The 9,143-nt window shown below is 40.2% G+C and carries 8 protein-coding genes and 4 tRNA genes; 7 read left to right on the top strand and 5 right to left on the bottom strand.

The window, feature by feature from the left end:
- The 3 genes from KF872_06705 to KF872_06695 all read right to left on the bottom strand — a co-directional run.
- The coding region (locus KF872_06705; GenBank protein MBX2903230.1) for a hypothetical protein at window positions 1-1,906 on the bottom strand (1,906 nt) is incomplete at its 3' end.
- 26 nt (window positions 1,907-1,932) lie between these two features.
- Window positions 1,933-2,346: a hypothetical protein gene (locus KF872_06700; GenBank protein MBX2903229.1), complete on the bottom strand. Its 414-nt coding sequence runs from the start codon at window positions 2,344-2,346 to the stop codon at window positions 1,933-1,935.
- A gap of 142 nt (window positions 2,347-2,488) precedes the next feature.
- Window positions 2,489-3,067 (bottom strand): hypothetical protein, encoded by a 579-nt coding sequence (locus KF872_06695; protein MBX2903228.1) that lies wholly within the window; start codon window positions 3,065-3,067, stop codon window positions 2,489-2,491.
- 52 nt (window positions 3,068-3,119) lie between these two features.
- Here KF872_06695 and KF872_06690 point away from each other — a divergent pair.
- The 4 genes from KF872_06690 (at window position 3,120) to KF872_06675 (ending at window position 4,218) form a co-directional block, all read left to right on the top strand.
- Window positions 3,120-3,201 (top strand) — tRNA-Leu (locus KF872_06690).
- Window positions 3,202-3,277: 76 nt separating this feature from the next.
- Window positions 3,278-3,350: transfer RNA gene (locus KF872_06685), tRNA-Gly, on the top strand.
- A gap of 44 nt (window positions 3,351-3,394) precedes the next feature.
- Window positions 3,395-3,480 (top strand) — tRNA-Leu (locus tag KF872_06680).
- 210 nt (window positions 3,481-3,690) lie between these two features.
- The gene (locus KF872_06675) at window positions 3,691-4,218 is read left to right on the top strand and encodes a hypothetical protein (protein MBX2903227.1); all 528 of its coding nucleotides are present in this window, start codon (window positions 3,691-3,693) and stop codon (window positions 4,216-4,218) included.
- Window positions 4,219-4,263: 45 nt separating this feature from the next.
- Here the strand turns inward: KF872_06675 and KF872_06670 are convergent, their stop codons facing one another.
- Window positions 4,264-5,439 (bottom strand): hypothetical protein, encoded by a 1,176-nt coding sequence (locus KF872_06670; protein MBX2903226.1) that lies wholly within the window; start codon window positions 5,437-5,439, stop codon window positions 4,264-4,266.
- Window positions 5,440-5,559: 120 nt separating this feature from the next.
- Here KF872_06670 and KF872_06665 point away from each other — a divergent pair.
- The 3 genes from KF872_06665 (at window position 5,560) to KF872_06655 (ending at window position 8,637) form a co-directional block, all read left to right on the top strand.
- A tRNA-Arg gene (locus KF872_06665) sits at window positions 5,560-5,636 on the top strand.
- A gap of 189 nt (window positions 5,637-5,825) precedes the next feature.
- The gene (locus KF872_06660) at window positions 5,826-7,946 is read left to right on the top strand and encodes an enoyl-CoA hydratase/isomerase family protein (protein MBX2903225.1); all 2,121 of its coding nucleotides are present in this window, start codon (window positions 5,826-5,828) and stop codon (window positions 7,944-7,946) included.
- A 1-nt stretch (window position 7,947) separates the two neighbouring features.
- Complete coding sequence (locus KF872_06655; protein MBX2903224.1) at window positions 7,948-8,637, top strand: DUF4397 domain-containing protein; 690 nt, start codon at window positions 7,948-7,950, stop codon at window positions 8,635-8,637.
- Between the two features lie 4 nt (window positions 8,638-8,641).
- Here KF872_06655 and rraA read toward each other — a convergent pair whose 3' ends face one another.
- Window positions 8,642-9,118: a ribonuclease E activity regulator RraA gene (rraA, locus tag KF872_06650; protein MBX2903223.1), complete on the bottom strand. Its 477-nt coding sequence runs from the start codon at window positions 9,116-9,118 to the stop codon at window positions 8,642-8,644.
- Window positions 9,119-9,143: the final 25 nt, after the last annotated feature.

The raw sequence follows: 9,143 nt of genomic DNA, 5'->3' as shown, positions 1-9,143 counted from the left end.
GTGTAGCGCTTACACTACCGTTGTTTTGACCACAACCGGGGTTTACCGGATTGCTTAATTGCAGACTCAAAGTGCTGTTGCTGTTTAAAACAATAGAGGTATCTTTAGTACAATTATTGGCATCGGTTACAGTTACGCTATAGGTTCCAGATGCCAAGTTGTTTCTATTGCCAGAAGTATTGCCATCGTTCCAAGTATAGGTGTAAGTACCTGCGGGCGATGGTGTAATTGCAATGCTGCCATTAGTGCCGCCACACGAAGGTTGGGTAATAGCAGAAGCAATAGTGAAGTTACAACAAGTTTGCACATTCACGTTTACGGTATCTCTTAGTGTTAAGCAATTAGCGGTATCGGATACACTTAAAACATAGGTTCTATTGGCAGTTGGGCATACGTTTGGCGAAAGCGTATTAGATCCCGTCATATCCGTAGTTGGATTCCATACATAGTTGCCTTGGTAGCTAGATTCAGGATCATCAAAAGTAATATTCCATCCGGTAGTAATTACACTGCCGCCACCCAATCCACTGGCAGGTTTCACTTCCAGCGACCATACGCCATTGGCATCGCAACCCACCAAATTATTGAAAGGTTGGTCGGTACCAAAGTTTCCGGTTTTAGGATTTGCAGCAGATGCTACGGTTGGACCTACAGGTACAAAGCATGTGTTTTTAAATACAGTTTGGTAGTTAATTAAACCCGGTACCACCGAAGAGGAATTAGCCGGCATTAGCTTTATCTTGGAGCTATCCGGGCATACGAGATAAAACTCAAGATCTTTTCCGCCAATACCAAAACCTCCAAAGCCAAAGCCTTGCATTTTAACTTCATCAATACAAACAGAAAGTATAGAATTAGTGAGGATGCTTTGCATATTAAGTGTTTGCACATTAATATTTACCGAAGCACCTTCGGCAATGATGCCTCCAAAAGATGAAAGACTGGCAGTATCTGGTTGAAGATTACTATACGTAGCCACTTTTGCCGGATAACGTACCACTTTTGCAGTAGCATTGAGTACGGCACACTTACCTGTGCAGAGTGTGGTATCGCGTCCTGCATTTACCACCACATTGGGTTGGCGTACATATACCGTAACAGTATCTTGGCAAACAACGTTGTTTGTATTTTTCATTTCCACATAATAAGTAGTGGTTTGGCGTGGATACACAGGAGTTAAATCGCCACCGCTGCTTCCTTGCGGGAAAGAATAAATGGTATTGCCCGGAGGAGATGCCACCGAAATGGTAAAGGTAGGGTCGTTAAAGTAAATTTGAACATTATCAATTCCCCAGTGGTCGTAATCTGCTCCGGAATCGTTATCTTGAAACCATCTGATAGAAACATTTGAAGTTAAAGCTGCTGCCGGCAATTGGAAACACCAATTGTTCCAATTGGTTAGCAGCGGGTCATTTCCCCCATTGGGATCGAAATAATGGATAGTAACCCAAGCTCCATTCCCAATTTTATATTGGAGGTAAACGCCTTCTTGCGGTTCATCGGGACCCTCGCAAGGCGAAGTGCCTCCTTGTGATGCTAGCAGCATATCAAAACAGATGGTAGCTCCGGCAGTTGCAGTAGAGAAATTGTAGGGATTGGTTTCTAACGACCTGGGAGAGCCTGAAACATTTCCCATCCATATATGTTTTGTTCCATCTACTCCATTGGGGCTGCATGGGTTGGTAAAGGTAGCCTGTTGAGTAAAAGCCCATCCTGAAGGTGAGCCGGAATTAAAGTTTTCTTGAAAAAGAACGGCTCCTTGCCCTTTTCCAAAAACATTGATAATCACCTGATCGCCACAAACTACCGTATCGCGCGGTATGGAGGCTCTAACAGTACATTGTGCTTTAGTTTGTTCAATACCCAATGCAGAAAAAAACAGGAGAAGCAGTACTAAATTTTTCATTAAAAAGTTTTTGTGAATGGCAGTAGTTAAAATTCGATTTTTACATTAGAGATATCAAAGGATTGCAATTGGCTTGCAACTAGGTTCAATTGTTTTGAAAACAATACCAGCCTATTGTCTTTTGTTTCGCAGGTTCCTGAAATTACTTGATTGGGTAGTAGCTGAATGGTATAACCACTATGGTCGCTAGAGGTAGGTATTGCCCTTCCGTTTTTCTCGTACACGGCTTTCCGCTCAAACGAAATGGTTATGTTCTTATTGGTCTTATTGGTAAAAGTGAACAGCAGTTTTTCTTGTTCAATTCCATTAGGTTGGTCTATACAGTTTGTTTTGGTATAGCTAATAGCTGCCTGTGCATTGCTAAAAGAGATATTTCCTTCTGCTATTGCCAATTTGGAAGCCACAAGAGCTACCAAAAGTAGAGATGTGAGTTTAAACATTTTATTATTTGAATAATAAAAGATGAAATAATTAAAAAATGGTTGGGCGCTAATGTAAAACCTTATTTCATTTGTAGTATGAAATAAAAAAGCCGCACCTTCTTACGAAAATGCGGCTGGCAAACAGGTACAATATAAAAAGTTAGAATTTCAATTTTGCCGATGGCCCCATTTGCTCACCAACGCCTAAATCGAATTTTAGTTTGTGCTTAGGTTTGCGGGCACGTATATCATATATACATTTTACGCCCAAAGCGCCCAGCACTGCCGAAGCCGCAGTGAAGCCTGCTCCCAACCCAATAAGCACTTTGCTGCTGGTATTCCAGCGGGCTGCGTACTCTTGTTTCTGCTCCTTGGTAAAATGAGCAGAGTAGTCGGGCGTTTTATTGGCTTTTACCAATCCTGCGGCTAAACAGCTTACACCAACAACACCGGCAACTCCCGATTCAACGAGAAAAAATTTCGCGTTGGTCTCTAGTTTTTCAATGTTGCGCAAGCGCACCGCAGAAGGAGTTTTGTAGCGGTGTTCAATTTCTTGCGCTTTTAATGAAACATTTTCGAGCGAAAGGAGTATAAGTAGGAGAATTAGTACATTTTTCATTCTTCCAAATTGGTTGTTCACGCCCAATGTACAACTTATATTGCGCCTTGTCAATAGAGGTAGCGATATTTTTCTATTTACATTATTGATGATAGAATTGTTGAAATTATGATTTTGCATTTTGCTGCTTTGAAAAAAAAAATACATTTGCACCCCGTTCTTTTAAAGTAATGCCCTAATGGCGGAATTGGTAGACGCGCACGACTCAAAATCGTGTTTCGAAAGAAGTGGGGGTTCGATTCCCTCTTAGGGCACAAATTTTTTCTTGGTACTCAGAAATGGAAAATTATATTTGCAGTCCCAAAAAGAAAACGTTCTCTAAAGAATTAAGCGGGAGTAGCTCAGTTGGTAGAGCGCAACCTTGCCAAGGTTGAGGTCGCGGGTTCGAGCCTCGTCTCCCGCTCTAAATGGCTTGAGAACTCTCAAGCCATTTTAATTTTAAGTGTTGCCGCGGTGGTGGAATCGGTAGACACGCAGGACTTAAAATCCTGTGGCCCTTAAAGGCTGTGCGGGTTCAAGTCCCGCCCGCGGTACTTTTTTACATTTATTTTCCTTCTACATTACAGCAGTTTCTCTCAGTTTCTTGAGTTGTTTTATACTGTTTTCAATACATGATTTATTGCTATGCCGGATAGGTAAATGCTAAGGCACATCTCTGTTCAGAGAATTGTTCTTAAAAAGTATCATTATTGTACTTTAGTTTACACTAAAAAAATCCCAATCATTTCTAAAATATACACACTATGAAAAGAATAATGCTGCTATTATCTATTCTATCTATTTCATTTTATATAAAAGCTCAGAGCAAAGAAATTCCTACTACTATTTTTTTGAAAGATAGTACTGTTAAGATTGGAACCATTATTCGCGAAGAAATGATGTATTATAGGTTTCAACCGGCAAATGGAGATGCCATTGTGAATATCAATAAAGATGATATTTTACGAATTGAAGAAACTATTGTTGCCAATCAGGAAGTGCTTTCGCAATACAAAGGGAAGATAGACACCATAAATGTACAGGAAGCGATACGGCATATAAATTTACGCTTAGAAAATAGCGGTATAGCACTAAAAGCAGCGGGGGCATTTGGTATTGCGGGACTTTCGGTTGGCGTAGGCGGCACTGCGCTGGCAATAGCCGGAGCACTTACTGGAAACAAGTCGCTTCAGTGGATTGGCGTGGCTTGCTCCGGAGTGAGTGTAAGTTTGCTAATTGTATCGTTTGCTCAAATGCGAGCGGGAGGTATTGCACTCAGAAAGCATCCATAAATTGGGTAGTGCTAATTTTGGCACCAACTCAATGGTTTGAAACCGTTATTGCCATAGTGTTTTTCCAAACGAAATGCGTGTGGTGTAAACTTCTTCTACGGCTACCGACACATTGAAATATCCACTTACTATATTGGCTTTAGCATCGTAGTTTAACTGGCTAAACCAGTATTTTATTGCCTTAGTTTGCAGTTTATTATTAAGCATAAATTCTACTCTAAAAGTTTTTTCGCCAGCAATTAAATGGATGGGTTGGTATTGTTCATCGCAACCTAAGGCATCGGTAGGTACTTTTAGCTTTTTTATTTCGCTGTCTATAAATTTATCGAATACAAGGTGCTCGGCTTTTATTTTAAAAGATTCGCCTTCCTCCATATCGCTGTTGAATGCAAATGGTATGGCAATGCTTGCTGTCATTGGCGTAAACGACCATTGTTTAAATGCTTTGTTGCCATCGTGCATAATGCCAACCAGCCATGTTTTATTGGGTGAGGGATCGTTTTCAGTTGCTTTTAACCACCATACTATTTCAAAAGGTTGCAACTCGGGCTCGCAATTTTGTGTACAGTTGGAGCACCATGTTCCATAAAAGCCTATGGTTGGATTTTCTGTTTCAATATTAGGATGGTTGCTTAAAGTATGATTAACGGCAGTGGGATAGAAAAGATAATGCAGTTGCGAGCGGTAATGAGTTGGCGGTGTTTGGATACAGTGCAGTTGGTAAAGATTTCTATTGAAGTTATTGGTATCTATTTTAAAAGGTGCTGCTGCGTAGTTTATCTTTTTCGCAGCCTTGCCGATATCTTTTTGAACTTGTAAACCTTTAAAGTTTTTGAGTAAATAATGGTTTCGGTTAAATACAATGTCGAATCCAATGCTATTTTCCGGAAAGTTGTATTTGCTGTTTCTATTGTAACGCAATACAGTACCCACAAATTTTTGTTTAAGTGGTTTAATGGCTCTTTGGTTTTTTCCGGCAAAAGCATGTGCCAACCAATTGGAATAGGCCTTGTTTTTATCTATTTTTCCGGCAACTAAAAGAGGTTGTACTCCATCTGTAATTTCTTCTTGCAAGGCATCGTTTTCGGCAATGGCAGCATTATTTAGCAATAATTTTTTGAAGAGGGTATCGGTAGTATTAAAGTTTTCAATTGTTACTTCTGTTTGCGCATGAACTATGGAAAAAAACAAGAAAATAAGTGCGTGAAAAAGAAATTTCATTTACCAAACTTAGTGAAGATATGGTGCTGTTTTTAAAAGTTTCAAACCCTATTTTTTAAAATGTATGTAAAACTGAATTTAAAAAATTCGATGTAAATTGTATGTTTGCCGCGCTTTAGCGGTCCGGTAGCTCAGCTGGATAGAGCAACAGCCTTCTAAGCTGTGGGTCAAAGGTTCGAATCCTTTCCGGATCACCAATAAAGTGAGGTGTGCCAAAAGCGTAGTAAATACGGTGTGTTGGCACACCTTTTTCTTTTTTTAAAAGGTATTACACTAAAGTTTTGCATTGGTTCTTTTTGTCTCAAATAGTAGTGGAAATTCCCCTTTAAGTTGCAGCAGATAGTTTGCTTTAAATTTTCATCTTCGCTTCAATAAAAAGAACAGCCATGAATTTCGTAACTGTTGAAAAGCGCAATGGCGTAGCTATTGTTTGGATAGATGAAGAAAATTCGCCTATCAATAAAATTTCGTTGGAGTCGATGGATGCCTTCGATGCTGTGTTTAAACAATTGGAAAATGATAGCGATGTAAAAGCATGTGTACTTATTTCTAAGAAGAAAGATTTTATAGCAGGTGCCGATATCGAAATGTTTGGGAAGGTGAAAAAGAAGGGCGATTTTGAACCCTTTACTCGCAAGGGACATAAGGCATTAAATGAGTTGGCGGCATCTAAAAAACCCGTAGTAGCAGCCATAAATGGAGCTTGCTTAGGAGCAGGTACAGAAATTGCACTTGCCTGCCATGCGCGTATTGCCAGCGATGATAAAAAAACACATTTGGCATTGCCCGAAGTTATGCTTGGTTTATTGCCGGGAGGTGGAGGCACACAGCGTTTGCCTCGTTTAATTGGCATTCAGCGGTCGCTCGATATGCTGCTCACGGGCAAAAAAATATATGCAAACAAGGCACTTAAATTGAATTTGGTAGATAGGCTTACCACTAAAGAAAGTTTATTGGAAGGCGCCATTCAATTTGCGTTGGAACTTACTAAGAAGCCTTTGGTACGAAAAGATAAAAGAACGCTTGTAGAAAAAATATTGGAGAGCAATGCCTTTACAAGAAATATAATTTTTGGCAAGGCAAAAGAAATGGTGCAGCGCAAAACTATGGGCAATTATCCTGCGCCATTTAAAATTTTAGAATGTGTGCAAATTGGTATGAATAAAGGGCTTGCCGCTGGTTTAGATGCCGAGGCTGTGAAATTTGAAGAGTTGATATTGAGCAATGAAAGCAGGCAACTCATTCATATATTTTTCGCCATGACGGAGAAAAAGAAAAATCCTTATCCGCAAGAGTTGGTGCGTGAAGTAAACACCCTGGCTATGATTGGTGCAGGTTTTATGGGAGCCGGAATTGCTGAAGTGAGCGCCAACGATGGTATGGAAGTAATTCTTAAAGATGTAAAGGAAGAAACCATTGCAGCCGCCAAGCAAACTATTTGGAAAAATATCTCGCGTAAGGTTGCTCGCAAAACAATGACACAGCCGGAAGCCGATTCGTATATGGCACGTATAAGCGGTAGCCTAGATTACAGCAATTTTAAGCAAGCAGATGCCGTAATAGAAGCCGTATTTGAAGAAGTAAAATTAAAGCAACGTATAGTAAGTGATGTAGAAGCCAATACTTGCCCCAACACTATTTTTGCCAGCAACACCTCTGCTTTGCCAATTGCGCACATAGCAGAAAAAGCTGCTCACCCGGAGTTGATTATTGGCATGCACTATTTTAGTCCGGTGCCCAAAATGCCATTGCTGGAAATTGTGAAAACACCTAAAACTGCCGATTGGGTAACAGCAACATGTTTTGAAATTGGAATAAGACAAGGCAAAACCAATATTGTAGTAAACGATGGTCCAGGTTTTTACACCACGCGTATTTTGGCTCCGTATTTTAATGAAGCCTTGTTGGTTTTAAACGAAGGCTGCGATGCAGCACAAATTGATAAAGCCATGAAGCAGTGGGGCTTTCCTGTAGGGCCAATTACTTTGTTAGATGAGGTTGGTTTAGATGTGGGCGCACACGTAATGAGTGGCGATTTAATTGAGTACTATTTACAGCGGCCGGGTGCTAAAAAAACAGACATTGTAAAAGCCATGTACGAGGCAGGCAGAATGGGTAAAAAGAATAAAAAAGGATTCTATAAGTACGATGAAAACGGGAAAAAGCAAGGTATAGACGAAAGCATCTACCAATTTTGCGATACCAAAGAACGCAAGCCGTTTAGCAACGAGGCAATTCAGCAGCGATTAGGATTTGCAATGATAAAAGAATGCTTACTATGCTTAGAGGAGAATATAGTTGAAAGTCCGTTAGATGGCGATGTTGGCGCTATTTTTGGATTGGGTTTTCCTCCATTTAAAGGTGGACCGTTCCGCTATGTAGATTCATTGGGGTTGCAACAAGCAGTAGAAATACATCAGGCTTTAGCAAAAGAAAATGGCGAGCGATTTTCTGCTCCAAAATTATTGATTGAAAAAGCAACCAAAGGAGAAACTTTTTACAAATAATATGCAAACACAGTTATTGAAATGGATAAGCATTTTTTTATTGGCTGCGGTAATAAGCAGTTGCAATAAAAAGTATGGCGTACTGCAAGTTCGGTTTCATCATTTTTCGCCCAATACGGCTGAACTTAAATGGGTATATGCCGGTAAAGATACTGTTGCCAAAACAGCTTATTTGCAAAGCTCCGAATACAAACAAGCATCGTTAGAAAACATATCGTTTACTGCATTTTTAAAAGAGCAGGCAGTAATAAGCGTAAGCAGCCCCAATTGGGAAGAAAATAAGCGCTATTCAGTATTTGTGTGCGATACTTTGGGAACCATAAAGAAAGTACTGCTAAGCGATGCACACGATACTGCACCTGCGGGCAAAGCATTGGTACGCTTTGTGAATTTATTGCCCGATACTTTTGGTGCAGTGGTAGCTGCCAATGGCAATGAACTGTTTGGCTCTAAAAAATTCTATTATGCCGTTAAGAATTATGCCGATGGCTTTTCGGGTTTTGAGCCATTAGATGCAGGCGTTTATGATTTTTCAATTAAAACAGAAATAGATTCCTTGCCTGTAGAATTTCAAGTACTGCAAGCTGCTTCTATTGAAAGTGGAAAGGTGTATAATCTAGTAGCAGCAGGCTATGCCAATGCTTCATCAGGTTTAGAAATGAAGTTAGTGGCTGTGCCGTTTACCGAATAGTTGGTTAAATGCTTAAGCACTCTTTGCTTACGATTATTCCATCTTCATCGGCTACTAAAAAGTAACCCGGTACAAAGTTTACTCCGGCAAAAGTTACGGTTAATTGTTCTTGCCCTTCGTTTCGTTTTACACTTTTAAGCGGGTGTGTGTTGAGTGCTTTTATGCCCAACTGTAATTGTTTGAGTGCCGCACTATCGCGCACGCAACCATATACTACAATTCCGTTCCAGTTGTTTTTTACTGCTAGTTCGCCCAGCATATCGCCCAGTAGAGCGCAACGCAACGAACCGCCTCCATCTACCACCAATACTTTGTTTGCTCCGTTTTGCTCCAATGTTTTGCGCACCAGCGAATTATCTTCAAACACTTTTAGGGTTACTATTTCGCCATAAAAAGATTTTGCACCGCCAAAATCTCTAAAAATAGAATCGGCTACTTTTACTTCTGTGGGAAATTGATCACTTAAATCTGTTGTTTTCATCGTGTGATTTTTTTTTTGAAAAAGG

The organism is Chitinophagales bacterium, assembly GCA_019638515.1.
GTDB lineage: Bacteria > Bacteroidota > Bacteroidia > Chitinophagales > LD1 > UBA7692.
This window is presented reverse-complemented; position numbering and strand designations above follow the sequence as displayed.

What these genes read in the sequence shown, in the direction of transcription:
- KF872_06700 (MBX2903229.1), bottom strand. Translation starts at nt 2,346, where the DNA reads ATGTTTAAACTCACATCTCTACTTTTGGTAGCTCTTGTGGCTTCCAAA.
- KF872_06695 (MBX2903228.1), bottom strand. Translation starts at nt 3,067, where the DNA reads ATGCAAAATCATAATTTCAACAATTCTATCATCAATAATGTAAATAGA.
- KF872_06675 (MBX2903227.1), top strand. Translation starts at nt 3,691, where the DNA reads ATGAAAAGAATAATGCTGCTATTATCTATTCTATCTATTTCATTTTAT.
- KF872_06670 (MBX2903226.1), bottom strand. Translation starts at nt 5,439, where the DNA reads ATGAAATTTCTTTTTCACGCACTTATTTTCTTGTTTTTTTCCATAGTT.
- KF872_06660 (MBX2903225.1), top strand. Translation starts at nt 5,826, where the DNA reads ATGAATTTCGTAACTGTTGAAAAGCGCAATGGCGTAGCTATTGTTTGG.
- KF872_06655 (MBX2903224.1), top strand. Translation starts at nt 7,948, where the DNA reads ATGCAAACACAGTTATTGAAATGGATAAGCATTTTTTTATTGGCTGCG.
- rraA (MBX2903223.1), bottom strand. Translation starts at nt 9,118, where the DNA reads ATGAAAACAACAGATTTAAGTGATCAATTTCCCACAGAAGTAAAAGTA.